The sequence below is a fragment of the Zobellella denitrificans genome, assembly GCF_002237365.1.
Taxonomy (GTDB): domain Bacteria; phylum Pseudomonadota; class Gammaproteobacteria; order Enterobacterales; family Aeromonadaceae; genus Oceanimonas; species Oceanimonas denitrificans.
Genome location: NZ_NMUO01000035.1, coordinates 1 through 26,829, shown reverse-complemented (window position 1 = coordinate 26,829; position 26,829 = coordinate 1). Strand labels below are relative to the sequence as shown.

The window sequence follows — 26,829 nt, the reverse complement described above, 5'->3', positions numbered from 1 at the left end:
TTAATTACAGGTAAAGATACTACCATTCTGTTGGTCGGCAATGTGCAGCGTATTCGCTGAAGGAGGCAAACCTTGATTAAGTTCCTACTTAACCAGGAGTTGCGGGAGGAGAAGGACCTTTCGCCAAATATGACGGTGTTGAATTATCTGCGTACCCGCGCGGCTAAGACCGGCACCAAGGAAGGATGTGCGTCCGGTGACTGCGGCGCCTGTACCGTGGTGCTGGGGGAGCGTGAAGGAGACCGGATCAGCTATCGCTCGGTCAACTCCTGCCTGACCTTCGTGTCGGCACTGCACGGCAAGCAGTTGATCACCGTGGAGGATCTCAAGTCGAAGGACGGCCGTCTGCACCCGGTGCAGCAGGCCATGGTGGACTTCCACGGCTCCCAGTGCGGTTTCTGCACCCCGGGCTTTATCATGTCCATGTTCGCCCTGAGCAAGAACAAGCCCGCGGCCGACAAGCACGACATCCTCGAGGCTCTGGCCGGCAACCTGTGCCGCTGCACCGGCTACCGGCCCATCGTCGATGCGGCCAAGGCCATCGCCGAGCAGCCGCAGCTGGCCGATGACTTCTCCCGCTACGAGGCCGAAGTGGTGGCCAGGCTGGCGCAGATCGAGACCGACACCCTGGTGACCCTGGAAGGGGACGACAAGGTGTGCTTCTCGCCCACCTCCAGCGCCGAACTGGCGACCCTGCTGGAACAGCATCCGGATGCCCGGCTGCTGGCCGGCGGTACCGATCTGGCGCTGGAAGTAACCCAGTTCCACCGGGAACTGCCCAAGATGATCTATGTGGGCAACGTGGCCGACATGAAGCAGCTGGAAGAAACCGACGAGCAGATGGTGATCGGCGCCGCCCGTACCCTGAGCGACAGCTACGATGCCCTGAGCCGCAGCTACCCGGACTTCGGCGAGCTGCTGCACCGTTTCGCCTCCCTGCAGATCCGCAACCAGGGCACCCTGGGCGGCAACATCGGCAACGCCTCGCCCATCGGCGACGCCCCGCCGGTGCTGATCGCGCTCAATGCCCGCCTGGTGTTGCGCAAGGGCGAGCGGGTGCGCGAGCTGCCCATCGAGGAGTACTTCCTGAGCTACAAGGTGACCGCCCAGGAAGAAGGCGAGTTCATTGAGAAGGTGATAGTGCCCAAGCCCGCGGCCAACCAGCACTTCAAGGTGTACAAGCTGTCCAAACGGATAGACGACGATATTTCCGCGGTGTGCGGCGCCTTCAACCTGACCATAGAAAACGGCAAGGTGACCGAGGCCCGCATCGGCTTCGGCGGCATGGCGGCCACGCCCAAGCGGGCTGCGGCCTGTGAGCAGGCGCTGGTGGGCCAGGACTGGAACCACGCCACCGTCAAGGCGGCGATGAAGGCCCTGGACGGCGACTTCCAGCCCCTGTCCGACTTCCGCGCCAGCAAGGAATACCGCGCCAAGACGGCGGCAAACCTGCTCTACAAGTTCTTTATCGAGCAACAGGATCTGAAACTGGAAACCAGGGTGACGTCTTATGTCTAACAAACCGCTGAACACGCTCACCATCGACGAAATGATGGAAAGGATCAAACAGGACCTGCAGACCGGCGTGGGCAAGAGCGTGCCCCACGACAGCGCCGCCAAGCAGGTGGCCGGCGAGGCCCAGTACATCGACGATCGGCTGGAGTTCCCCAATCAGTTGCATGTGTATGCCCGGCTGTCCGACAAGGCCCACGCCCGCATCACCAAACTGGATGTGAGCCCCTGCTACCAGTTTCCCGGCGTGGCCATCGCCATTACCGCCCAGGACGTGCCCGGCGAGCTGGACATAGGCCCGGTGCTGGCGGGGGATCCCCTGCTGGCCGATGGCAAGGTGGAATACTACGGCCAGCCGGTGCTGGCGGTGGCCGCCAGCGATCTCGAGACCGCCCGCAAGGCGGCCATGGCCGCCATCGTGGAATATGAAGAGCTGCCGGCGGTGCTGTCGGTGGAAGAGGCGCTGGCAAAAGAGCTGTTCGTGACCGAGAGCCACAAGCAGCAGCGCGGCGACTCCGCCGCCGGACTCAAGCAGGCCAAGCACGTGATCGAGGGCAGCCTGCACATCGGCGGCCAGGAACACTTCTACCTGGAAACCCAAATCAGCTCGGTGGTGCCCACCGAAGACGGCGGCATGCTGGTGTTCACCTCCAGCCAGAACCCGACCGAGGTGCAGAAGCTGGTGGCCAGCGTCCTGGGCGTGCCCATGAACAAGGTCGTCATCGACATGCGCCGCATGGGCGGCGGCTTCGGCGGCAAGGAAACCCAGGCCGCGGGCCCGGCCTGCATGGCCGCCGTGGTGGCCCGGCTCACCGGCCGCCCGGCCAAGATGCGCCTGCCGCGGGTCGAAGACATGATGATGACCGGCAAGCGTCATCCCTTCTTCAACCAGTACAAGGTAGGCTTCGACGACAACGGCCGTATCGAGGCGGCGGAAATCGTGGTGGCCGGCAACTGCGGCTACTCGCCGGATCTGTCCTCGTCCATCGTGGACAGGGCCATGTTCCACTCGGACAACGCCTACTATCTGGGCGACGCCACCGTCATCGGCCACCGCTGCAAGACCAATACCGCCTCCAACACCGCCTACCGCGGGTTCGGCGGCCCCCAGGGCATGATGACCATCGAGCACGTGATGGACGAGATCGCCTCCAAGCTTGGCAAGGATCCGCTGGAGATCCGCAAGGTCAACTTCTACGGCAAGGATGAGCGCAACGTCACCCACTACCACCAGACCGTGGAGCACAACATCATCCACGAGATGGTGGCGGATCTGGAGCAGTCGGCCGAGTACGGCAAGCGGCGCGAGGAAATCAAGGCGTTCAACGCCCGCAGCCCGATCCTCAAGAAGGGCATCGCCATCACCCCGGTGAAGTTCGGTATTTCCTTCACCGCCACCTTCCTCAACCAGGCGGGGGCGCTGATCCACATCTATACCGACGGCAGCATCCACCTCAACCACGGCGGCACCGAAATGGGCCAGGGCCTCAACACCAAGGTGGCCCAGATAGTGGCGGAAGAGTTCCAGGTGGACGTGGATCGCATCCAGATCACCGCCACCAACACCGACAAGGTGCCCAATACCTCGCCGACGGCGGCCTCGAGCGGCACCGACCTGAACGGCAAGGCGGCCCAGAACGCGGCCCAGACCATCAAGCAGCGCCTGATCGACTGGGCGGCGGGCCACTTCAAGGTCAGCCCCGAGGACGTGGTGTTCAAGAACAACTTCGTGCAGATCCGCCAGCAGCTGCTGTCGTTTCCGGAATTCGTGCAACTGGCTTATTTCAACCAGGTGTCGCTCTCCAGCACCGGCTTCTACAAGACGCCGAAGATCTACTACGACCACGCCACCGGCTCCGGTCGTCCCTTCTACTACTTCGCCTACGGCGCCGCCTGTGCCGAAGTGGTGGTGGACACCCTGACCGGCGAGTACAAGATACTGCGTGCCGACATACTGCACGACGTGGGTGACTCCCTCAACCCGGCCATCGACATCGGCCAGGTGGAAGGCGCCTTTATCCAGGGCGTGGGCTGGCTGACCACCGAGGAGCTGGTGTGGAACGACCAGGGCCGGCTGATGACCAACGGTCCGGCGGGCTACAAGATCCCGGCGGTGGCGGACATGCCCATCGACTTCCGGGTCAAGCTGGTGGAAAACCGCAAGAACCCGGAAGACACGGTATTCCACTCCAAGGCCGTGGGCGAGCCGCCCTTTATGCTCGGCATGTCGGTGTGGTGTGCGCTGAAAGACGCCGTGGCCAGCGTGTCCGGCTACCGCCGCTACCCGCACATCGACGCGCCGGCCACCCCGGAACGGGTGCTGTGGGGCGTGGAGCAGATGCAGGCGCTGGTGGAGCAGGACGAGATCGCCACCCGGGTCGAGGATGTGTTGATCAAGTAAGGGCAGGGGCAGTCTGGCTCAGGAGCTTGTGTTGACTGTTGGTACAGCGCTAAAGGTCGGCCAAAGGGCACTACTTCGCCGACACGCCATAAACCCGTCCCTAGGGGCTCCGCTGCGCCATCCCTGGGGCAGAGGGTCGGCGAAGCAGCACCCTTTGGCCTCCTTCCTGCTCCGGCGTCGCCTGCTGGCGCCCTCATCAGGCAACGCTCAGGCTTGGAAGAGGCAACAGGGAGCGCCTCCGCCGACCGTCACATGCCAGGGATGGCATGTGCGAGCGTACAGGATGTATTCACAGCGTGTCGGCGGAGGTGGCCCTGTTGCCTCTCTGCATGCCAACAGGCCAAGTGCCGGTGGCGGAACCATCGTCTTCGAGGAGTAAGCTATGTTCAAGGATAACTGGATTCAGGCGCTGGCCGAGCTGGAACAGAAGGGGGAACCCTGTGTGCTGGTGACGGTGGTGGAGCACAAGGGCTCCACCCCGCGGGACAGCGGCACCAAGATGCTGGTGACCGAACAGGGCTGCCATGCCACCATAGGTGGCGGCCACCTCGAATACAAGGCGCTGGAGCTGGCCCGGGACATGCTGGCCCGGGGCGAGCAGCAGATGAAGGTCGAGCGCTTCAACCTGGGCGCCAGCCTGGGGCAGTGCTGCGGCGGCATGGCCACCATCATGCTGGAGCCGGTGGTACGGCCCCGCCATCACCTGGTATTGTTCGGCGCCGGCCATGTGGCCAAGGCACTGGTGCACATAGTGGCGACCCTGCCGTTTCGCATCACCTGGATAGACGAGCGGGCCGAGGAGTTTCCCGCCGAGCTGCCCGCCGGTGTCACCCGGGTGGTGAGCGAGGATCCGGTGGACGAGGTCGACGACCAGCCCGCCGGCAGCTTCTACCTGGTGATGACCCACAACCACCAGCTTGATCTGGAGCTGTGCGCCCGTATTCTCAAGCGTAACGACGCCCGCTACTTCGGGGTGATCGGCTCGCGCACCAAACGCAAGCGCTTCGACTACCGGCTGCGGGAGCGGGGCTTCGATGACGCGGCCCTGGCCCGGATGATCTGCCCCATCGGCCTGGCCGAAGTGGCCGGCAAGCATCCGGCGGAAATCGCGGTGTCGGTGGCCGGCCAGTTGATCGCCGCCTACCAGGCCGAACCGGTACCCATGACAGCGGCGGCCCCCGCCGCCGCCCACACGCTTTAAGTATTATCGATGGAAGGAGACGCACGACCATGACGCAGCCAAAGGCGTATCGTGCCGCTATTTTGCACAGCCTGGGCGATCCGGCCCAGGTCGGCCTGGAGGCCAGCCATGCCTACTACCCGGACGGCGTCCTGGTGGTGGCCGACGGTCGCGTCCGGGATATAGGCCCGGCCGACGAGGTGCTGGCGCGCCAGCCCGCCGGGCTCGACATCACCCGGTTTGAAAACCGGCTGATCACCTCGGGTTTTATCGACACCCATATCCACTTTCCCCAGACCGAGATGATCGCCTCCTATGGCGAGCAACTGCTCGACTGGCTCAACAACTACACCTTCCCGGAAGAGCGCAAGTTCGTCGACCAGGCCCACGGCGCCCGGGTGGCCGAGCTGTTCCTGGACGAGCTGCTGCGCAACGGCACCACCACCGCCATGGTGTTCGGCACCGTGCACAAGGCGTCGGTGGATGCCTTCTTCACCGCCTCCCACGCGCGTAACATGCGCATGATCGCCGGCAAGGTGATGATGGATCGGCACGCCCCCGACTACCTGCTCGACACGCCTGAGTCCGGTTACGCCGACAGCAAGGAGCTGATCGAGCGCTGGCATAAAAAAGGCCGCCAGCTCTATGCGGTGACGCCGCGCTTTGCGCCCACCAGCACCGCCGAGCAGCTGGCGCTGGCCGGCAAGCTGCTGGCGGAATACGACGACGTCTATATGCAGACCCACCTGTCCGAAAACCAGCAGGAGATCGAATGGGTCAAGTCCCTGTTCCCGGAGCAGAAAGGCTACCTGGACGTGTACGATCACTTCGGCCTGCTGGGGGATCGCTCCGTGTTCGCCCATGCGGTGCACCTGGAGCAGGAGGAAGCGGCACGCATGGGGGAAACCGATTCGGTGATCTCTTTCTGCCCCACCTCCAACCTCTTCCTGGGTTCCGGCCTGTTCGACCTGCCCGGTGCCGAGCAGCGGGGGATCCGGGTCGGCCTGGGCACCGACGTGGGGGCCGGTACCAGCTTTTCCATGCTGCAGACCATCAACGAGGCTTACAAGATCCAGCAACTGCGCCGGCACAAGCTGCATCCGCTCAAGGCGCTCTATCTCGCCACCCTGGGCGGCGCCCGCTCGCTGCGGCTGGAAGACAAGGTGGGCAACCTGGCGGTGGGCAAGGAGGCGGACTTCCTGGTGCTGGACCTGCACGCCACCCCGCTGATGCAGGCGCGGATGAACAATGCACACAATCTGTTCGAGCAACTCTTCGTGCTGATGATGCTCGGAGATGACAGGGCCATCGCACAAACGTATATTTACGGCGAGTGCCGTTATCGGCGTGATCACTAGCCGGCGACGTCCTGCATTGCAGAATATCCGATAAACGCCCGTCAAGGGCGTTTTTTGTGTTCAGTCACAGACTTTGATATTCCGGCTGTCGAATCGGCAAAAACCCAGTAAGATTGTATACGAGAGCAATAACAATTTATTAACCGGCAAGGAATGCGGTACTCCGCCGTAGATACAGGCCGTAACTGGAAACCTAAACATGAGTTCACTCAGTCAACTGGAGCCAAGACCTGTCAAGTCGAGCTCAAACACTCAGGACGATATCGTTTACGAACATATCTTCGACGCCATTCTCGAACAGCGGCTGGCGCCGGGCACCAAGCTCAGCGAGGAAGCCCTGGGCGAGATCTTCGGCGTCAGCCGGACCATTATCCGCCGCGCGCTGCTGCGGCTGTCCCACGAGCAGGTGGTCAGCATCCGGCCCAACCGCGGCGCGGTGGTGGCGGCCCCCAGCGTGGAAGAAGCCCGGCAGATCTTCGCCGCCCGCCGGGTGGTGGAGCTGGCGGTGACCGAACTGGCGGTCGAGCACGCCACGCCCGAGAGCCTGGCCCGCATGCGCGCCATGGTGCAGGAAGAGCAGGACGCCTTCGCCCGGGGCGATCGGGGCACCGGCATCCGTCTGTCCGGCGAGTTCCACCTGGAGTTGGCCCATATGGCCAACAACACGCCGCTGCTCAATTTCCAGCGCAGCGTGGTGTCCCAGACCTCGCTGATCATCGCCCAGTACGAGGTCGGCCACAAGGCCCACTGTTCCTTCAACGAGCACGAAGAGCTGCTCAAGGCCATCGAGTCGGGCGACAAGGACAAGGCCGTGACCATGATGAAGGAGCACCTGGATCATATCGAGGCCAAGCTGAACCTGGATAACGAGTCCGCCTCCACCGATCTGCACGTGGTGTTCTCCGGTGTGGTGAAAAAACAGAGTGGCCGCCGCCGCTGATACTCCCCAACGCGTGGGGCGGCCTGGCCGCCCACGCCGTTTCCTCTCTCTTTCTTTCACCTATCCATCTGATTTCCAAATACTTATTTTGTGGTCCAAGTCGATGCCGCCAACTGGCGCTACCGGTATCGAGGCCCGGCTCCTAATGTTGTGAACATGTAAACGGCAGTCCCGCTGCCGGTGTCCGTTCACCGCCACCTCCGGTGGCCAAGGGAGAATCTGATGTCAGCCGAAAACCAGAAAACCGTCGCCCTGCTCGAGCAGTTGTTCGCCGCCTTTAACCGCCACGATATCGAGGGCGTCATGGCCTGCATGGCCGACGACTGCGTGTTCGAGGGCGCCGCCGGCAGCGAGGCCTTCGGGACCCGCTTCAGCGGTGCCGAGGCCGTGGCCGCCGCCTTCGTCAAGGTCTGGACCACCTATCCCGACGTCAGCTGGCAAGGCACCAGCCACTTCGCCGCCGGCGACCGGGCCGTGTCCCAGTGGACCTTCTGCGCCACCTGTCCGGACGGCCGCCGCATCGAAGCCGACGGGGTCGATGTCTTCACCCTCAAGGACGGCAAACTGGTCCTGAAGCAAGCGTTCCGCAAGGACCGCCCCCTGCTGGATCCCCAGTAACCGCCACCACCTGATCTCGGGGAACACGAATATGGATATTGCCAACAACACCCAGGCGGAACTCCGCCAGCCGGCCCAGGCCAAAACCGTGCTGGACCGTTACGATCCCAGCTACGATCCCCTGGTGGCCGCCACCCCGGGACGGGGCCAGCAGTACGCACCGACCTACTGGGTGGCCACCGCCGGCACCCCGCCGGAAGACGACGGCCCGGTCACCGCCGACATGGACGTGGACGTGGTCATCATCGGCAGCGGATTTACCGGCCTGTCCTGCGCCGTCTTCTTGGCGAAGGAGCACGGCATCAAGGCCACGGTGCTGGAGGCCAACCAGGTCAGCTGGGGCTGCACCAGCCGCAACGGCGGCCAGGCCCAGAACGCCTCGGGCCGGCTCAGCCGCTCCCAGTGGATCCAGCGCTGGGGCCTGGACACCGCCCGGCGCATGCACGAGGAGGTGCGCGAGGGCTTCGACACCTTCAGGGGGCTGATCCGGGACGGCAACATCGACTGCAACCCCCAGGACGGCGGCCACCTCTACATCGCCCACCGGGACAAGGCCATGCGCAAGCTGGAGGCCGAGGCCAAGGTGCTGCGGGAGCAGTTCAACTACCACACCGAGCTGCTGGACAAGGCCACCCTCAGCCGCAACTACGTGAACGAGGCGGAGGCGGTGGGCGCCATGCACGAGCCGGACGGCATCGGCGTGCATCCGCTCAAGCTGGCCCAGGGCTATCACCGCATGGCGCGGGAGCTGGGCGCCACCATCCATCCCTCCAGCCCGGTGCTGGGCTGGGAGACCCGCAACGGCGTGCACTACCTGCAGACCCCGGGCGGGGTGGTGCGGGCCCGGGCGGTGGGGGTGGCTACCGGCGGCTATACCTCCCAGGGGCTGCACCAGAGCCTGCGCAGCAAGATCATGCCGATACTGTCCAACTCCCTGGTGACCCGGCCGATGACCGACAGCGAGATTGCCCAGTGCAATTTCATCACCAACGAGGTGATCACCGACACCCGTACCCTGCGCTATTACTACCGCAAGCTGCCCGACAACCGGCTGCAGATCGGCAGCCGCAGTTCCATCACCGGCGCCGATGCCCACAATCCCAAGCACCTGCAGGTGCTGATCGACGGCATGCACCGCAAGTTTCCGGCACTCAAGGGCATCAAGATCGACTACTCCTGGTGGGGCTGGGTGGACGTCAGCCACGACATGATGCCGCGCATCGCCCAGCCGGATGAAAGGGAGCAGATCTTCTACGCCCTGGGCTACGGCGGCAACGGCGTCATGTTCTCGGCCCATGCCGGCCGGCGCATGGCCCAGCGCATCGCGGGTATCCGCGAGGGGTTCGAGCTGCCCATCTACAACTCGCCGCTGCCGGGACACCTGTTCGCGCCCTTCCGCCGCCTGGGCCAGCGCATGCTCTACCACTGGTACCACCTGCGCGACGAACACCTGTAATGGTATAGAGCATCATATAGTTTAAAACTGAGGCGGCTCTGATACGCTTTTGGTCGAAGGCATTGTTGATTCTTGCGAGGCAGAGGCCGTCGGCCAAAGGGTGCTACTCCTCCGGCACGCCGTAAACCCATCCATGGGGGCTCCGCCGCGCCCTCCCTGGCGCGGAGGGCCGGCGGAGGTGGCTCTGTTGACTCTCTCTAGGTTGCAACAGACAACAAATAGCTAATTGGTCGTTTTATGAATTGTTCGGTGCTCTAGTTCGCCTGAACCACGCCGGGAGCCGATGCCCCGGCATTTCCATTTTGTTTTCAATATGTTGCCCTGTGGTTTACAAGCGGCAGCAAAAAGGGTCAAACTGGGTTGTTCCGGCCCGCAGGGCCATGCATCGACAGGTAAGTTGAGTCACCATGTTCCAGCTGTTTCACCTCTCCACGGAAAAAAGCACCAGCCTGCAGCAACAGCTGCGCGAGCAGATCGCCGCCGCCATCCTCAACGGCAATATCCCCCAGGACAGCCCGCTGCCCTCCAGCCGCAAGCTGGCCAAGCAGCTGTGCATCGCCCGCAATACGGTGGTGCTGGCCTACGAGCACCTGCTGGACGACGGTTATCTCATCGCCCGCGAGCGCAGCGGCTATTTCGTCAACCCCGAGATACTGTCGCGCCAGCCCGAGGTGCCGGCCAAGGAAAACCCGCTCGAGGGCGGCCATGCGCCCGACTGGGCCCGCAAGCTCAAGATCCGCCCGGGCAGCCAGCAAAACATCACCAAGCCCAAGGACTGGCAGAAGTATCCCTATCCCTTTATCTACGGCCAGTTCGACCCCAGCCTGTTCCCCAGCAACAACTGGCGCGAATGCTGCCGGGACGCGGTGAGCGTGCCGGCGATCCGGGACTGGGCCTCGGACCGCTTCGACAACGACGATCCCCTGCTGATCGAACAGATCCGTACCCGGCTGCTGCCCCGGCGCGGAGTCTGGGCCTCGGCGGACCAGATCCTGGTGACGGTGGGCGCCCAGCAGGCGCTGTACATGCTGGCCCGGCTGCTGCTGGACGGCGACAGCACCATCGGCATCGAGGATCCGGGCTATGTGGATATCCGCAATATCGCCACCATGAACCCGGCCAAGGTGCGCCCGCTGCCGGTGGACGAACAGGGACTGATCGTCGACGAACGGCTCGATGGCTGTGATCTCGTCTACAGCACCCCCAGCCACCAGTGCCCCACCACGGTGACCATGCCGCTGGAGCGGCGCTATGCGCTGCTGGACAAGGCCAGCGAGCAGGACTTTTTGATCATAGAGGACGACTATGAGAGCGAGAGCAACTTCAGGACCAACCCCATTCCGGCCCTGAAGAGCCTGGACAAGAACGACAGGGTGCTCTACGTGGGCAGCCTGTCCAAGACCCTGGCGCCGGGACTGCGCCTGGGCTACCTGGTGGGGCCGGCGGAGCTTATCCGCGAGGCGCGCGCCCTGCGCCGGCTGATGCTGCGCCACCCGGCGGCCAACAACCAGCGTTCGGTGGCGCTGTTCCTGGAGCGGGGCTACCACGACGCCCTGATCATGAACATCGCCAAGGCCTACGAGGAGCGCTGGCAGGAAATGGGCGCGGCGCTGGATGAATACCTGCCGTCCTCCAGCCGCCAGCCCAGCTTCGGCGGCTCCTGCTACTGGGTGCGCGGCCCCGAGGGACTGGACAGCCGCATCCTGCGCAAGGAGGCGGCGGACAGGGGCATCCTGATCGAACCCGGCGACATCCATTTTCTGGCCGAGCCGGTGCCGCTCAATTACTTCCGCCTGGGCTACTCTTCCATCCCCGCCGCCAGGATCCGCCCCGGCATCAAGGCGCTGGTGGAGCTGATCGAGGATATGGTCTGAGTCCCTTCATGTTAACCACTTGTTAACGAGGGGCGCCGTCGGGCGCCTCTCTTGTTTTTCAATTAATTGATTATTAAGTGCTTTATGGCTGGCGTAACCGTTGTTACGGAACTGGTCCTACTCTCTTCCCCCCCCACTTCCTAATCTAGCTCCAGTGAATCACATCGCAGCCAGCAGGCGCCATTCGCCCCGCCGACATCCGGGAGGGGAAGCCCGGAACGAGGCGGCCGGCGGTGGCCGATTCACCACAGAACCAATAACAAACAAATGAAAACCTGCTTGAACCGAAACATTGGATTGAACCCTCCGGGGTGACGGCCACCACCGTCACCGACAGGAACCAGCAAAAAGGAAGACAGCTATGCCACGTATGACTCCCAGTGAAGCCATGGTCGAAACCCTGGCGGCCAACGGTGTAACCGATATCTTCGGCATCATGGGCTCCGCCTTCATGGACGCCATGGACATCTTCGCCCCGGCGGGCATCCGCCTGATCCCCACGGTGCACGAGCAGGGCGCCGGCCACATGGCCGACGGCTACGCCCGGGTCAGCGGCCGGCACGGCGTCTGTATCGCCCAGAACGGCCCCGGCATCACCAACTTCGTGACCGCCATCGCCGCCGCCTACTGGGCCCACAGCCCGGTGGTGTGCATCACCCCGGAAACCGGCTCCATGACCCAGGGTCTGGGCGGCTTCCAGGAAGCGCAGCAGTTGCCCTTCTTCGAGACCATCACCAAGTACCAGGGCCATGTGGCCAACCCGGCGCGGATGGCCGAGTTCACCGCCCGCTGCTTCGACCGGGCCATGCTGGAAAACGGCCCCACCCAGCTCAACATTCCGCGGGACTTCTTCTACGGTGACATCAACGTGGAGATCCCCCAGCCGATCCGCATCGAGCGCGGCGCCGGCGGCGAGCAGAGCCTGCAGCAGGCGGCCGCCCTGCTGGCCGAAGCCAGGAACCCGGTGATCATCTCCGGCGGCGGCGTGGTGATGGCCGACGCGGTGGAGGAGTGCAAGGCCCTGGCCGAGTTCCTGGGCGCCCCCGTGGTCAACAGCTACCTGCATAACGACTCCTTCCCGGCCAGCCACCCGCTGTGGTGCGGCCCGCTGGGCTACCAGGGCTCCAAGGCCGGCATGAAGCTTATCTCCCGCGCCGATGTGGTGCTGGCACTGGGTACCCGCCTGGGGCCGTTCGGCACCCTGCCCCAGCACGGCCTGGACTACTGGCCGAAGCAGGCCAAGATCATCCAGGTGGACTGCGACGCCAAGATGCTGGGCCTGGTGAAGAAGATTTCCGTCGGCGTGTGCGGTGACGCCAAGGCCGCCGCCGTCTCCATCCTCGAGCGGCTGCAGAACCTCAACGTCGCCTGCCTGGAAAACAAGGGCGCCCGCGCCAGCGAGATCGCCGCCGAAAAAGCGGCCTGGGAAGCGGAGCTGGATCAGTGGATCCACGAGAAGGACGACTATTCCCTGGACATGATCGCCGAGCAGGCGGAAGAGCAGGGCAGCTACCTGCATCCGCGCCAGGTGCTGCGCGAGCTGGAAAAGGCCATGCCCGAGGACGTGATGGTGTCCACCGACATCGGCAACATCAACTCGGTGGCCAACAGCTACCTGCGCTTCGAGAAGCCGCGCTCCTTCTTCGCCGCCATGAGCTTCGGCAACTGCGGTTACGCCCTGCCGACCATCATCGGCGCCAAGACCGCCGCGCCCCATCGCCCGGCCATTTCCTACGCCGGTGACGGCGCCTGGGGCATGTCGATGATGGAGATCATGACCTGCGTACGCGAACACATTCCGGTGACCTCCATCGTGTTCCACAACCGCCAGTGGGGCGCGGAGAAGAAGAACCAGGTCGACTTCTACAACCGCCGCTTCGTGGCCGGCGATCTGGAAAACCCCAGCTTCGCCGACATCGCCCGCGCCATGGGTGCCGAAGGGGTGACGGTGGACAAGCTGGAAGACGTGGGCCCGGCCCTGAAGGCCGCCATCGCGCGCCAGATGGAGGAGGGCAAGACCACCGTCATCGAGATCATGTGCACCCGCGAGCTGGGCGACCCCTTCCGCCGCGACGCCCTGTCCAAGCCGGTGCGTCACCTGGACAAGTACAAGGACTATTGCTGATAAGGAAGCTGCCCGCCACGGCGGGCAGCGCTAGGCAACTGGTTGTTTGTTGCGACGTAAAGAAGAGGCAACAGGGCCGCCTCCTCCGACACGCTTCAAGTACGTCCCTGTATCGCTCGGCACATGCCATCCCTGGCATGTGACGGTCGGCGGAGGCAATCCCTGTTACCTCTTTCATACCCCGGCATTGTCTGAGAGTGAAGCCAACAGGCGACATCGGTGCATTGAGGAGGGCAGAGGGTGCTGCTCCGCCGACCCTCCGCGTCAGGGATGGCGCGGCGGAGCCCCCAGGGAGGGGTTCACGGCGTGTCGGTGGAGTAGCGGCCTTTGGCCGATGATCTGCAATTTCTTTGTCACCGTATGCCGGCGCTGGTAGCCGGAAATACCGGAACACAACCCGATGCCATTGTGTCAGTGGCCTCCGGTGGTCTTCTGTCGAACAGGAAGGGAATCATGCTCAATACCGCGCCCAAGGAATGCCCGCCCCGCTTGCTGGCCCAGGCCCGCCAGCACCCCAGGGTCACCACTGTGGTGATCAACCCGGTCAACGCCGTGTCCCTGGCCAGCGCCCGGCTGGCCCGGGAGCAGGGGCTGATCGAGCCGATACTGGTGGGGGATGTGGCCGTCATGCGGCATCAGGCCCAGGCCATGGGCTGGACGCTGGACGGCCTGCGCCTGGTGCCGGCCGCCGACGAAACCGAGGCCGCCCGGCTGGGCGTCGCCCTGGTCAGCCAGGGCGAGGCCGGCGCCATCATGAAGGGCCATGTGCATACCGATATCCTGCTGCGGGCGGTGCTGAACAAGTCCGCCGGGCTGCGTACCGACAGCCGGCTGAGCCACCTGTTCCACATGACGGTGCCGGGCAGCTGCAAGGCCCTGTGCATCACCGACGCGGTGATCAACGTCCAGCCGACAGTGCTCGACAAGCTGCACATCGCCCGCAACGCCATCGGCCTGATGCACGCCCTGGGCAACCCCGAGCCCAAGGTGGCGGTGCTGTCGGGCACCGAGGAGGTGAGCAAGAGCATGCCTTCCAGCCTGGACGCCGCCGAGCTGGTCAAGCTGGCGGCCATGGGGGCCCTGCCCGGCGCCCTGGTGGAAGGCCCCCTGGCCTTCGACAATGCGGTCTCGGCGGAGGCGGCGGCCATCAAGGGCATCCGCGGCCGGGTGCCGGGGCAGGCGGACATCCTGCTGGTGCCCAACCTGGAGTCGGGCAACTTCCTGTTCAAGCAGATGGTGTACTTTATGGGCGCCACCGCCGCCGGCCTGGTGCTGGGCGCCAGGGTGCCGATCATCCTCACCTCCCGCGCCGATCCGCCCGAGGCCCGGCTGGCGTCCTGCGCCCTGGCCGCCCTCCATTGTGCCCACCAGGCCAGCCGCGCCGCGGTGGCCTGAGCCTCGACCCGAAAGGAGCTGTCCATGTCACTCAGTCGTTATGGTTTTATCGTCAAGGGGCCGGATCTGGAGCTGTTCAAGCACCACGGCCGCATCAAGAGCGACGGCTTCGACATCGCCGTGGCCGGGGTGCGTACTCTGGAGGAGGCGGTCATGGCCGCTCAGGAAATGCTGACCCGGCGCATCGAGCTTATCGAGCTGTGCGGCGGCTTCAGCGCCGAGGAGGAAGCGCAGATCCGCGCGGCGATCCAGGATCACGTGCCCCTGGGGCGGGTCAGCTACCGGCCCGAAGACCAGGGCCGGGTCGACTGGCCCTGACCCCCTCGAGGCCGCTTTATGGCTGACGGCCGGCCCGGCGAGGACCGGCCGTTTCCAGCTCCCCCTGCCGGCTCAGCCGGTAGTGATCCAGATCCCGTGCCAGCACCAGCCTGCCCCCGTAATGGGCGCGGGCTTCCGCCGCTATCTCGTCGATATGGGGCGAGCCGGCACCGTCCTGGTAGCGGGGGCTGAAGTGGGTGAGGATCAGGTTGGGCAGGCCGGCCTGTTCGGCGAAGCGGGCCACCCGCTCGGCGTCGCTGTGCTGGGGCGCCGGTCCCAGGCGCTCGGCCACTTCCCGGGTGTAGGTGGCCTCGTGCACCAGCAGGCAGGCGCCCCGGGCGGCCTCCGCCAGCAGGGCGGGGCTGTCGTTGTCACCGGCGATGATCACCTTGCGCGGCGCCCGTGCGGGCAGCCGGTAGTCCTGCCCCCTGAGGCGCCGTCCCTCGAACTCCAGCTCCTCCCCCCGGTGCAGCCGGCCCCACAGCGGGCCGGCGGGAATGCCCTCGGCGGTCAGCCGGGCCACATCCAGCTTGGCTTCCACCCGGGTTTCGGTAAACACATAGGCATAACTCGGCACCCGGTGGGACAGGGCCACCGCTTCCAGCGTGAAATCCTGCACCGCCAGGGGGGCCTGCAGCGATTCGACCGGCACGAAATCGATGGGGAAGTCGAGCCGGAGATCGCTCAGCCGGGCCACGCACTCGATAAAAGCCGCGATGGGCGCTGGGGCGATGATGCGCAGCGGCGCCGTGCGCCCGGCCAGGGCGGCGCTGGCCAGCAGTCCGGGCAGGCCGTAGCAGTGGTCGCCGTGCACATGGGTGATCAGCAGGGTGTCGAGCTGCATCGGCGACAGCCGGGTATGCAGCAGCCGGTGCTGGGTGCCTTCGCCGCAGTCGATCAGGCACCAGGCGCGGGAGCCGGCCCTGCGCAGGGCCAGGCCGGAGACGTTGCGGCTCTTGGTGGGGGTACCGGAGGAGGTGCCGAGGAAGATCAGTTCCATGCGCTGCGCCGACGAAAAAGGAGTCCCTTGATGGTAACCGCAAGCGCCGGGATGGGGAATCCGGAGTCACTTTCTGGACGCTGTTTGCGATCGTTGCAAAGCTGTCTGTCACTCATCCAGCAAGGAGTCAACAGGGCCACCTCCGCCGACACGCCGCAATATATGACACTCGCTGTTTCGGCCTGCTGCGAACATTCACTGGAGGTTCGGTCAGGCCGAAACCGCTCGTCGCGGCGAGCAAGCTCGCCCCCTGTAGGCTCGCACCTGCCGAATGTCGCGGCAACCGGAGGTATCGCCGCGCTGCGACTTGTCACTGGCAACTCGGTCGCGGCGATACCTCCGGTGCAAGGCGCTTCGCGCCCCCTGGCAGGTGACGGTCGGCGGAGGCCATCCCTGTTGCCTCTTTCCAGCCCCGACGCCGTCTGAAGGTGTTGCCAACAGGCGGCATCGGGGCGACAGAGAGGACAAAGGGCGCAGCTCCGCCGGCCCTCCGCGCCAGGGAGGGCGCGGCGGAGCCCCCATGGATGGGTTTACGGCGTGCCGGAGGAGCTGTGCGCTTTGGCCGAGTACAAAGGCTTTAAGCAAGCTCCTGGCAGAATGGCATCATTCAGCCGGCGCTTTTTTCTCCGGCCGGGGCACGATCAGGGTGGGGATGCGCGACTCGCGCAGCACGTTCTTGGCCACGCTGCCGAGCAGGGTGTGCAGCCAGCCCTTTTCGTGGGCGCCCATCACGATAAGATCGCAACCCAGCTCCCGGGAGCGGCGGAGTATGGTCTGCACCGGGTAGCCCTCCACCACTTCGCAGCCGACGATCTTGGTGCGCAGCGCCTTTTCGGTGGGGGCGATCACCTCCCAGAAATAATCCTGCCGTTGCTGCAACTGGGCCCTGGCGTGGTTGAGCCGCTGGTGCAGGAATTCCTCCCGGCTGCTCTGGTTGAGGATGTAGGACTGCAGGGTCAGCTTCTCGTCACCGGACAGCTGCTCCACCACGTTCAGCACATGGATGTCGGCGCCGGTCTGCCTGGCCAGGTAGACGGCGTACTGGAAGGCGTAGGAGGCGTTCTTGGAGAGATCGGTGCAATAGAGGATCTTGTTCACTTGGGGCAGCATCTGGACACTCCTTTTCGGTGATCAGGCTTCGGCATGGCGGCCTCTGGGTAACAGTATGGTGCCGCCGCCGGGGCTTGTCCTTGACCTGGGTCAGCCCGGCGGCGGCTTGCGCTAATAGCCCAGCAAGCCGGGCAGGAACAGGGCTATCTGCGGCACATAGGCGATGATGAAGACGGCGATCACCGACGTCAGGGCGAAGGGCAGGGCCCGTACCGAAATCTCCTCGATGGAGGTGCCCGACACCCCGGAGGCGATGAACAGGTTCTCGCCGAGCGGCGGGGTCTGGAAGCCGATGGACAGGCAGCACACCACCACTATGCCGAAGTGGATGGGGTCTATCCCCAGGTTGTAGGCCACCGGCAGCAGCACCGGCGTCAGGATCATGATGGCGGCCAGGGTCTCCATGAACATGCCCACGAACAGCAGAAAGAAGATGATCAGCGCCCAGATCAGGTAGATGTTGGTGGTCATCTCCAGCATGGAGGCGGCGACGATGGCCGGGATCTGGTTTTCCACCAGCAGGCGGCCGAACACGGTGGCGGTGAACAGGATCAGCAGCACCCGTCCGGTCAGCCAGGTGGTGGTTTCCAGCGAGCGCAGCACGTCCTTGAACTTCAGCTCCTTGTGCACGAGAAAGCCGATCACCAGGGTGTAGAAGATGGCGACGATGGCGGACTCGGTGGGCGTGAACAGGCCACTGTAGATGCCGCCCAGGATGACGATGGGCGCCAGCACCGACCAGATGCCCTTGCGCAGGGCGGCCAGGGTGTGGCCGGCGGACCAGCCCTCGGTGGTGCCCTTGTAGCCGTGCTTGCGGCACAGGAAATAGTTCATGATCAGCAGGCCGCAGGACAGCACCAGGCCAGGCAGGAAGCCGGCGATAAACAGCTTGGGAATGGACACCGACTGGAACTGGCCGTGCTGGGCAATGGCCTCGGGTGGCGCCATCAGCCCCATGGCCGAGATGCCGAAGATCACCATGGGAATGGAGGGCGGTATCACCACCCCCAGGCCGCCGGAGGAGGCGGTGATGGCCGAGGCGTAGCCCTTGCCGTAGCCGCGCTGCACCATGGCCGGGATCATCAGCATGCCCACGGCGGCGGTGGTGGCCGGGCCCGAGCCGGAGATGGCGCCGAAGAACATGCAGGCCATGACGGTGGCGGCGGACATGCCGCCGGTGAAGGGGCCGGCGAAACTTTCGGCCAGGTCCACCAGCCGTTTGGAAATGCCGGCGGCCTCCATCAGGGCCCCGGCCAGGATAAAGGCGGGCAGGGCCATCAGCGGAAAGGAACCGACCGAGGTAAAGGCGATCTGCACGAACTTGATCGGGTTTTCGCCCAGGTAGAGAAAGGAGGCCAGCGCCGAGACGCCCAGCGAGACGCTGATGGGCGCCCCGAGCAGCAGCAGGGCCAGGAAGCTCCCGAACAGTATCATGACGACGGATGATTCAACCATGGGGGTGCTCCTGCCTTAACTCGACTTGGGTTGGCCCGAGGATTCGATCAACTTCTCGACCTCCAGGGACTCGGGATCCCGGATGTCGATGCCCCTGACCAGCTTGTAGTAGTTGACCTGCAGGATGCGCAGCGTCATCAGCGCGAAGGCGATGGGCAATATCATGTAGACGTACTTCATAGGAAAACCCAGGGTCTGGGATTTCCAGAACAGGTTCATCTTGTTGAACACGAAGTCGTAGCTCAGCCAGACGAAGTAGCTGTTGAAACAGACCCAGATCAGGTCCGCCAGGGCCTCCGAGATCACCGCCACTTTGGGCGGGAAGAGCTTGAACTGAAAGGTCACCCTGTTGTGGGCCGCCAGCTTGGTGGCATAGCTGGCGCCGAAATAGACGAACCAGACGAACATGTAGGTAGACAATTCCTCACTCCAGGACAGGGAGTGGTTGAACAGCTGCCGCGAAATAATCTGGATGAACAGGATCACCACAAAGGTGGCGAGCAGGGTGCTGCAAATCACCCTTTCTATGTTATCGAGGATCTTGAAGATCAGTTTGCCGATGGTCATGGCGTTTCCTCCCTGAGAAAAATGCACCCGGGCGCGGCCCGAGTGCATTTTTGCTGAGCCGGCGGCTTAGATGGCGTCGCGGCCCAGGGACTGCAGGATGCGGTTCAGGTTGTCCTTGCCGCCCAGCTTGTCGTAGTACTTGGGCCAGACCTTGCTGATGGCGTTGTCCATCCATTCCCGTTCGCCGTTGGCGGGCTCGGTGATGACCATGCCGCGGCCGGTCAGCTCGGCCTTGATCTTGTCTTCCTGCTCCACCAGCCAGCGGGCGCTGTGCTCGGTGGCCGCCTTGCCCGCCGCCAGTATGGCCTGCTGCACCTCGTCCGGCTGGGACTGGAACACCGCCTCGGACATGATCAGCGGCTCAATGGAGAACAGGTAGCGGATATTGGTGATGTACTTCTGCACCTCGTCGAACTTCATGGCGTAGACGGTGATGTAGGGGTTGTCCTGCCCGTCGACCACGCCCAGCTGCAGGCCGGTAAAGGTTTCGGACCAGGCCATGGGGGTGGGGTTGATGCCCCAGGCGCGGTAGGTGTCGATCATGATCTCGTTGTTGGGCACCCGTACCTTGAGCGCCTTGAGGTCACTCAGGCTCTGCACCGGCTGCTTGGAGTTGGTCAGCACCCGGAAACCGGAATAGGCCCAGCCGACGATGCGCACCCCGGCGTCGCGCACCGTGTTGTCCACCAGTTGCTGGCCCACCTCGCCCTGGGTCAGGGCCACGGCGTCGTCCAGGCTCTGCACCATGTAGGGCAGGGTCAGCACGCCCACCGAGGGGGAGAAGGGGGTGACGTTGTTGATGGCCAGGATGGAGAAGTCGAGCAGCCCCATGGCGGCGTCGTTGACCGTGGCCTGCTCGTCGCCGAGCTGGCCGTTGAGGAACATTTGGGTATCGTGCTGGCCGTTGGTGCGCGCTTTCAGCTCTTCCGAGAATTTCAGCCCCAGCTCATGCTGGGTGCCGCCGGCCCCGTCGCCCACCGCGACCCTGAAGGTTTTGGCCTGGGCCAGGCTGCTGGTGGCCGCGGCGGCGCCCAGGCAGAGGGCGAAGGACAGGGATTTCACAAAACGTTGCTTGAATATCATGGCTACTTGCTCCAGTTGCAATGGCCCGGCCGAGGGCGGGGCGCTGACCTTCCGTGATACCGGGCAACCGGGGTTGCCCACTGCTGGCTCGATGTCCGCCATCCCCTTGCGGGTCAATGGCGTCTGGTTGATTCGGGCCCGCCGAAGCGGGCTTGAGGTTCATCTTGAAATGAGGCCGCCGAAATGGTTAGGACCACTTCCCTTTTCATGCTGGGGCCAGGTGAAAAGTACATTAAAATCAATAAATTAAAAAACGATTTTGTAAATATTTTGTTAACTGTGGCGGCCTGGCGCGCGCGCTTTGGCCAGCAGGGACAGGACCTCATCGAATACCCTGTTATCGAGGGCCTGGTCCAGATCCAGCAACTGGCTGTGGCGGTAATAGCCGCTCAGATCCAGCCCCACCCCCAGGGCGCAGAGCGCGAGCCGTCCCTCCCGCTCCAGCCGGCTGGCGACCTGGCGCAGGTGCAGGTCGAGGATGTCCTGGCGGTTGGCCTGGCGGGTGGCGGTGTCCATGGGGCAGCCGTCGGAGATCACCAGCAGCAGCCGCTCCCGCGCCGGCAGCGCCAGCAGCCGCTGTTCGGCCCACAGCAGGGCCTCGCCGTCCAGCCCCTCGCGGAACAGATCGCCCTTGAGCAGGGCGGCGATGTCCTTCCTGGCCCGACGCCAGGGCAGCTGTGCCGCCTTGTAGACGACATGGCAGCGTTCGTTGAGCCGGCCCGGCTCCGGCGGGCGCCCGTCGCGCTGCCACTGGCGCAGCGGCTGGCCGCCGTTCCAGTGGCCGGTGGTAAAACCCAGTATCTCCACCCGGGCACCGACCCGCTCCAGGGCCCGGGCCAGGCTGTCCACCAGCATGGCGATGCTCTCCATGTGCGGACGCATGGAGCCGGAGTTGTCGATCAGAAAGGTCACCGCCGCCTCTGCCCGGGGCTGCCGGCACTCCTGCTTGAACACCCGCCGGTCGGCCAGGGAGGTGACCAGGGTTGGCAGCCGCCGGCCGTCGAGCCGGCCTTCCTCCTCGCCGAAGCGCCAGCCCTGCTCGACGGGGCTGGCCAGCAGCCGGCGCAGCTTCTTGGTGAGCAGGTTGAGGTTGAGGCCCTGCTCGCGGATGCGTTGGTCCAGGCTGTCGCGCAGCCGGCCGAGCAGCTCGGGGCGCACCCGCCGGTGGGCGGGCCACTCCCGGTCGAAGCGGTCGCTGTAGATGCGGTAGGCGAGGTGTTCGGCCGCCTGGCGCAGGCGGGCCTGCTGTTCCGCCGGGCTGCTGCCCGGCCCCTGGTCGCCCTCTCCCTCCAGCTCCAGCAAGAGGCCGAAGGCCTTCCTGGTGTCTTCACTCAAGGGCTCGGCCTTGCCGTCCGCCGCCAGCCGCTGCTGCAGCCCGTCCACCAGTTCGTGCAGGCAGAGGGCGATGTCGAGGGCGGGCTTGGCGAAGGCACCCTGATCCTGGCGATGGCGGCGCAGCAGGCCGAAGGCGGGGCCGATTTCCCGCAGCAGGAACATGCGGGTGGACTCGATCAGCATCTCGGTCGGCTCATCCAGCGGGCCGCCGCCGAGCTGGACCCAGCTCATCATGGCCAGGGTGAACAGCAGCAGGCCCACATGGCTTTCGGTCTGGCCCGAGGCCAGGAACTGGTTGCTCCAGGCGCTGAAGCGGTGGTGCAGGTTGCGGCGGCTGCCCGGGTGATGGTCCTCGACCAGGGATTCCACCCGGAGCTGTTCCAGCAGCTCGAACACCAGGCGGGCGACCGGCGGGGCCGGCAGCCAGTGCAAGTGCAGGGCGGGATCCTGGTGGCGCAGGCGCAGGGCGATGGCGTCGGCGACGCCGCGAAAGGAGCCCAGATCGTCCAGGCCCGGCTCCGGGTGCAGATGGGGCGCGCGCAGGGGGTAGGGGCGGCCCTGCCATTCCAGCTGGTGGCCCCGGTAGCGCACCGCCGGCTGGGCCGACTGGGCGCGGATCAGGGCGGCGCAGAGTTCTTCCAGCCGCTGCTGGCGACGGGCGGCGGCGGCCGGATCCTGGGGTGAATTGGAGGTGGTGGTCATGGTTTCCATCCCGTTGATGATGCGGCTGGGTTCGGGCCGTGTTCGCTGTTGCCCTGAAGAAGAGGCAAAAGGGCTACCTCCACCGACACGCTGCAAGCACATCCCTGTGACGCTCGGCACATGCCGGATGTCGCGGAAACCGCCGTATCATCGCTTCGCGATGCTGGCGGCGGTGCTAGGCGCTTCGCGCCCCCTGGCATGTGACGGTCGGTGGAGGCAATCCCTATTGCCTCTTCCCAGCCCCGTCGTGGTCTGATGATCGCGCCAACCGGCGACGCTGAACGTTGAGGAGGACAAAGGGTGCTGCTCCGCCGACCCTCCGCGCCAGGGATGGCGCGGCGGAGCCTCCATGGATGGATTTACGGCGTGTCGGCGGAGCAGTACGCTTTGGCCGAGTGTTACAGATCGCACACAGGCGCTTATATCATCGCCAGCCGCAGGGGCTGGGATTCGGCCAGTTCCTGATCGAAGCAGCGTTGGTAATATTCCGCCACCAGCCCGCGCTCCGCCTCGTCGCACTTGTTGAGGAAGGAAAGCCGGAAGGCCAGTGCCGGATCGCCGAAGATCTCGGTGTTTTCCGCCCAGGCGATCAGGGTGCGCGGCGACATCAGGGTGGACAGATCCCCGGCGGCGAAGCCGGCCCGGGTCAGCTCGGCCACCGCCACCATGCTGCTGATCAACTGGCGGCCACGTTCATCCGCATAACGGGGCACCTTGCCCTGCACGATGCGGATCTCGTCTTCCCGGGGCAGGTAGTCGAGGCTGGCGACGATGTTCCAGCGATCCATCTGGGCCTGGTTGACCTGCTGGGTGCCGTGGTAGAGGCCATTGGCGTTGCCCAGGCCCACGGTGTTGGCGGTGGCGAACAGCCGGAAATAGGGATGGGGGCTGATCACCTGGTTCTGGTCGAGCAGGGTGAACTTGCCGTCCTGCTCCAGGATGCGCTGGATCACGAACATCACGTCCGGGCGGCCGGCGTCGAACTCGTCGAAGATCAGCGCCACCGGCCGGCGCAGGGCCCAGGGCACCATGCCTTCCTGGAAGCGGGTGATCTGCTTGCCGTCCTCCAGCACTATGGTGTCCTTGCCCACCAGGTCCAGCCGGCTGATGTGGCCGTCCAGGTTGATGCGCACGCAGGGCCAGTTGAGGCGGGCGGCCACCTGCTCGATATGGGTGGACTTGCCGGTGCCGTGCAGTCCCTGGATCAGCACCCGCCGGTTGCGGGTGAAGCCGGCGAGAATGGCCAGGGTCACGTCCGGGTTGAAGCAGTAGGCGGGATCCGCCTCGGGTACGTGCTCGTCCCGGTGCTCGAACACCGGCACCTCGAGGTCGGCGTCGATATGGAACAGCTCGCGTACCGACACCCGCCGGCTGGGTCGCTCGTGGATCAGATCTGTCATGGGGCTTGGCCTCGCTGGCTGAAACTGGGTGGTAAACAAGATGTAACCAGTGTAACCGGCGGTCCCCGCCCGCACAGGGCCAGTTGGCGGGAGGGGATGCGGCCAGGGGCTAGGCCGGCTGCCGGGCAATCACCTCCTCGGGGGAGGGCAACTCGCCGGGCGGGGCGATATGGCACTCCCGAAAGATGCGGGCGGTGCAGGTCTTGCATACCGCCGGATCCAGCCGGTCGTAGATGTGGTGGATGGCCCGGCCCTTGTTGGGAAAGACATGATCCTCGCCTATCTCCTCGAGCAGGTTGTTGCGGGCCAGAAAGCGGCTGACCCCCTCCTTGAGGTTGGAAAAGTACAGATCGCCGCCCTCGGCCCGGCGACGCTGGGCCTCCTGCACCAGCATCTCGGCGCCGACGATGTCCACGAAGTTGATGCCGCTGCCCACGATCAGCAGCCGGGGTTCGCGGATGCTCTGCAGGTACTCCTGCACATGGTTGACCGCCCCGAAGAACAGGGAGCCTTCGATGCGGATGATGCGCAACTGGGGGCAGTAGGGCAGGCGGCGTTGCTCGGCACTGACGAAGACGGGATGCTTGGCATCCGGATCCGGCAGTATGGAAACGATGCGCGGGGTGGAGGTGCGCTTGAGGTAGAACACCAGGGACAGCAGCACCCCGGCGTAGATGGCGAACTCCATGGCGACGAAGAGAGTGGCGAAGAAGGTGGTCAGCAGCACCGCCGCCTCCGACTTGCCGGCCTGCACGATCAGCCGGATATGGTGGAAGTCGATCAGGTTCCAGGCCACCACCAGCAGCAGGCCGGCCATGGCGGGCATGGGCAGCCAGGCGGTGAGCTCGGAAAACAGCAGCAGGATCAGCAGCAGCCAGAACCCGGCGAAAATGGCCGCCAGCGGGGTGCGGGCGCCGGAGGTGTAGTTGACCCCGGTGCGGGTAAAGGAGCCGGACGACACATAGCAGGAGAAAAAGGCGCCGACCACATTCGACAGCCCCTGGCCGACAAACTCCTGGTTGCCGTCCAGCCGCTGGTGGGAGCGGCTGGCCACGGCCCGGGCGATGGACACCGCCTCCACCAGGCCGAGCAGGCCGATGGCCAGCGCCCCCGGCCCCAGGGCACTGAGGGCGCCGAAACTGAGATCGGGCAGGCTGAAGGGGGGCAGGGCGGCGGGAATGGCGCCCACCAGGGCGATCCGCTCGCCGCCGGGGTCCAGTACCCAGGCCAGCAGGCTGGCCAGCACCAGCGCCAGCAGCATGTTGGGCCAGCGGGGACGGAAGCGTTTGATCAGTACGCAGCCGAGCAGGCTGACCAGGGCCACCGCCAGGCTGGGCAGGTGGGTCTCGGGCAGGTGCTGCAGCCATTGCCACCACTGGTCGGCCACCGAGCCGTCGGTCGGCACCGCCAGCCCGAAAACATTCTGCAGTTGGCTGGAGCCGATCACCAGGGCGGCGCCGGCGGTGAAGCCGAGCACCACCGAATGGGAGACGAAGTTGACCAGCACCCCCAGCCGGGCGGTGGCCAGGGCCAACTGGAACAGCCCCGCCAGCAGGGTCAGGGTCAGCGCCATACGGATGAACTCGGCCGAACCGGGGGAGGCCAGGGGGCTGATGGTGGTGAAGACGACGATGGACAGGGCGGCGGTCGGCCCGGAGATCAGGTGCCAGGAGGAGCCGAACAGGGCGGCGATGATGGCCGGTATGATGGCGGCATAAAGGCCGAACTCGGGGGGCAGGCCGACGATCAGCGCATAGGCCACGCCCTGGGGCAGCACAATGATCGCATTGGTCAGGCCGGCCAGGGCATCGGCGTGCAGGGTGCGGCCATTTACCATGGGTGCCCATTGCAGAAAAGGCAGGAGCCGCATCCAGGCCGTTTTGTCCTTGCCCCTGTTGTTCATGCCCAATCCCCCTTGCTGCGGCCAGGGTGGGAACCAGTCCCACCGGATACTGCTTATTAAAACATGTCTGCGACCGGATGACAGTTCCGTGAGGGGCCGACTCCCGCCTGCCGGCATGGCTGGCTCTATCCCGGGGTGATAACTGGCCTTTGTTGCTCCCCCTGGTGCCCGGTAACGTCGAACCAGGACGGAACCGCCCGCCGGGCGGCGGCAAGGACAAGAGGACGGCACCATGACATTTATTTCCTTCAACCCGGCCACCGGCCGGCAGAACGGCCGGTTCGAGGCACTGGATGCTGACCAGCTGGAGCGCCGCCTGCAACAAAGCGCCGAGGCGGCCGAAGGGTGGCGGCATCGCCCTTTCGCCGAGCGCGCCGCCCTGCTCAACCAGGTGGCCGCCCAGCTTTCGGCCAACCGGGAGCGGCTGGCCCTGTGCATCACCCGGGAGATGGGCAAGCTGCTGAGCGAGTCCCTGGCCGAGGTGGACCGCTGTGCCCGGGAATGCGCCTACTTCGCCGCCCACGGCCAGGCCATGCTGCCGCTGGCGCGCAGCCCGGTCACCTTCGAGCCCCTGGGCGTGGTGCTGTTGCTCGGCTCCTGGCACTTTCCCCTGTGGCAACTGTTCCGCGTGCTGGCGCCGACCCTGATGGCCGGCAACGCCGTGCTGCTGAAGCTGGCCGATAACCTGCCCGGCTGCGCCCGGGAGATCGCGGCCCTGATGGAGGCGGCGCAAGTGCCGGCAGGGTTGGTCACCAGCCTGGCCATCGACCAGGCCCGGGTAGCCGAACTGATCCGGGATCCCCGGGTGAGCGGCCTGGCCTTCGGCGGCAACCGGGAAGACGGCGCCAGGCTGGCGGCCCTGGCCGGGCAACAACTGAAGAAGGTGGAACTGGAACTGGACGAGGCCGAGCTGCACCTGGTACTGGACGACGCGGATCTGGAGGCGGCGGTGGACGCGGTGCTGCTGGCGCGGCTGGGCAACGCCGGTCAGCAAGGCATTGAAGCGCGGGGCCTGGTGGTGACGCCGGCCATCGCCGACGACTTCGTGGCACTGCTGGCGGCGCGCCTGGCCGAGTGGCGGCCGGGGCATCCGGAAG

The 26,829-nt window shown here is 65.2% G+C and carries 20 protein-coding genes; 12 read left to right on the top strand and 8 right to left on the bottom strand.

The window, feature by feature from the left end; translation table 11 throughout:
- Window positions 1-72 precede the first annotated feature (72 nt).
- The 11 genes from xdhA (at window position 73) to CGX12_RS09330 (ending at window position 15,177) form a co-directional block, all read left to right on the top strand.
- Window positions 73-1,518: a xanthine dehydrogenase small subunit gene (gene xdhA / locus CGX12_RS09380; protein WP_094039625.1), complete on the top strand. Its 1,446-nt coding sequence runs from the start codon at window positions 73-75 to the stop codon at window positions 1,516-1,518.
- Window positions 1,511-3,913: a xanthine dehydrogenase molybdopterin binding subunit gene (gene xdhB / locus CGX12_RS09375; protein WP_094039624.1), complete on the top strand. Its 2,403-nt coding sequence runs from the start codon at window positions 1,511-1,513 to the stop codon at window positions 3,911-3,913. Before xdhA ends, xdhB begins: the two co-directional genes overlap by 8 nt.
- 382 nt (window positions 3,914-4,295) lie before the next feature.
- Complete coding sequence (gene xdhC, locus CGX12_RS09370; protein WP_094039623.1) at window positions 4,296-5,114, top strand: xanthine dehydrogenase accessory protein XdhC; 819 nt, start codon at window positions 4,296-4,298, stop codon at window positions 5,112-5,114.
- A 29-nt stretch (window positions 5,115-5,143) separates the two neighbouring features.
- On the top strand, window positions 5,144-6,451 hold the full coding sequence (guaD, locus tag CGX12_RS09365; protein WP_094039622.1) for a guanine deaminase: 1,308 nt from the start codon (window positions 5,144-5,146) through the stop codon (window positions 6,449-6,451).
- Between the two features lie 199 nt (window positions 6,452-6,650).
- Complete coding sequence (locus CGX12_RS09360) at window positions 6,651-7,391, top strand: GntR family transcriptional regulator (protein ID WP_094039621.1); 741 nt, start codon at window positions 6,651-6,653, stop codon at window positions 7,389-7,391.
- Window positions 7,392-7,613: 222 nt separating this feature from the next.
- The gene (locus CGX12_RS09355; RefSeq protein WP_094039620.1) at window positions 7,614-8,009 is read left to right on the top strand and encodes a nuclear transport factor 2 family protein; all 396 of its coding nucleotides are present in this window, start codon (window positions 7,614-7,616) and stop codon (window positions 8,007-8,009) included.
- Window positions 8,010-8,040: 31 nt separating this feature from the next.
- Window positions 8,041-9,465: an NAD(P)/FAD-dependent oxidoreductase gene (locus CGX12_RS09350; protein WP_094039619.1), complete on the top strand. Its 1,425-nt coding sequence runs from the start codon at window positions 8,041-8,043 to the stop codon at window positions 9,463-9,465.
- A gap of 407 nt (window positions 9,466-9,872) precedes the next feature.
- Window positions 9,873-11,339 (top strand): MocR-like pyridoxine biosynthesis transcription factor PdxR, encoded by a 1,467-nt coding sequence (gene pdxR, locus CGX12_RS09345; protein ID WP_094039618.1) that lies wholly within the window; start codon window positions 9,873-9,875, stop codon window positions 11,337-11,339.
- A 361-nt stretch (window positions 11,340-11,700) separates the two neighbouring features.
- Window positions 11,701-13,464, top strand: coding sequence for a sulfoacetaldehyde acetyltransferase (gene xsc / locus CGX12_RS09340; RefSeq protein WP_094039617.1), 1,764 nt, complete (start codon window positions 11,701-11,703; stop codon window positions 13,462-13,464).
- Between the two features lie 453 nt (window positions 13,465-13,917).
- Window positions 13,918-14,859, top strand: a complete 942-nt coding sequence (locus CGX12_RS09335; protein WP_094039616.1) for a bifunctional enoyl-CoA hydratase/phosphate acetyltransferase — start codon at window positions 13,918-13,920, stop codon at window positions 14,857-14,859.
- A 24-nt stretch (window positions 14,860-14,883) separates the two neighbouring features.
- A complete protein-coding gene (locus CGX12_RS09330) occupies window positions 14,884-15,177 on the top strand; it encodes a DUF6506 family protein (RefSeq protein ID WP_094039615.1) in 294 nt (97 codons plus the stop codon).
- 16 nt (window positions 15,178-15,193) lie between these two features.
- On the opposite strand, the gene CGX12_RS09325 is transcribed toward CGX12_RS09330, so the two are convergent.
- From CGX12_RS09325 to CGX12_RS09290, 8 genes are all read right to left on the bottom strand, one after another.
- Window positions 15,194-16,177, bottom strand: coding sequence for a ribonuclease Z (locus CGX12_RS09325; protein ID WP_094039614.1), 984 nt, complete (start codon window positions 16,175-16,177; stop codon window positions 15,194-15,196).
- A 603-nt stretch (window positions 16,178-16,780) separates the two neighbouring features.
- A complete protein-coding gene (locus CGX12_RS09320; protein ID WP_094039613.1) occupies window positions 16,781-17,287 on the bottom strand; it encodes a universal stress protein in 507 nt (168 codons plus the stop codon).
- A gap of 111 nt (window positions 17,288-17,398) precedes the next feature.
- Entirely contained in the window at window positions 17,399-18,742 is a 1,344-nt protein-coding gene (locus CGX12_RS09315) for a TRAP transporter large permease (RefSeq protein ID WP_094039612.1), read from the bottom strand.
- A gap of 15 nt (window positions 18,743-18,757) precedes the next feature.
- A complete protein-coding gene (locus CGX12_RS09310; RefSeq protein WP_094039611.1) occupies window positions 18,758-19,309 on the bottom strand; it encodes a TRAP transporter small permease in 552 nt (183 codons plus the stop codon).
- Window positions 19,310-19,375: 66 nt separating this feature from the next.
- The gene (locus CGX12_RS09305) at window positions 19,376-20,392 is read right to left on the bottom strand and encodes a TRAP transporter substrate-binding protein (protein ID WP_094039610.1); all 1,017 of its coding nucleotides are present in this window, start codon (window positions 20,390-20,392) and stop codon (window positions 19,376-19,378) included.
- A gap of 273 nt (window positions 20,393-20,665) precedes the next feature.
- Entirely contained in the window at window positions 20,666-22,429 is a 1,764-nt protein-coding gene (locus CGX12_RS09300; RefSeq protein ID WP_094039609.1) for a cobaltochelatase CobT-related protein, read from the bottom strand.
- Between the two features lie 419 nt (window positions 22,430-22,848).
- The gene (locus CGX12_RS09295) at window positions 22,849-23,829 is read right to left on the bottom strand and encodes an AAA family ATPase (RefSeq protein ID WP_094039608.1); all 981 of its coding nucleotides are present in this window, start codon (window positions 23,827-23,829) and stop codon (window positions 22,849-22,851) included.
- A 109-nt stretch (window positions 23,830-23,938) separates the two neighbouring features.
- Complete coding sequence (locus CGX12_RS09290; RefSeq protein ID WP_217898157.1) at window positions 23,939-25,732, bottom strand: SulP family inorganic anion transporter; 1,794 nt, start codon at window positions 25,730-25,732, stop codon at window positions 23,939-23,941.
- Window positions 25,733-25,964: 232 nt separating this feature from the next.
- Between CGX12_RS09290 and CGX12_RS09285 the strand changes: the two genes are divergently transcribed.
- Window positions 25,965-26,829 (top strand): aldehyde dehydrogenase family protein (locus CGX12_RS09285; protein ID WP_094039607.1); only part of this gene is annotated, 865 nt, incomplete at its 3' end.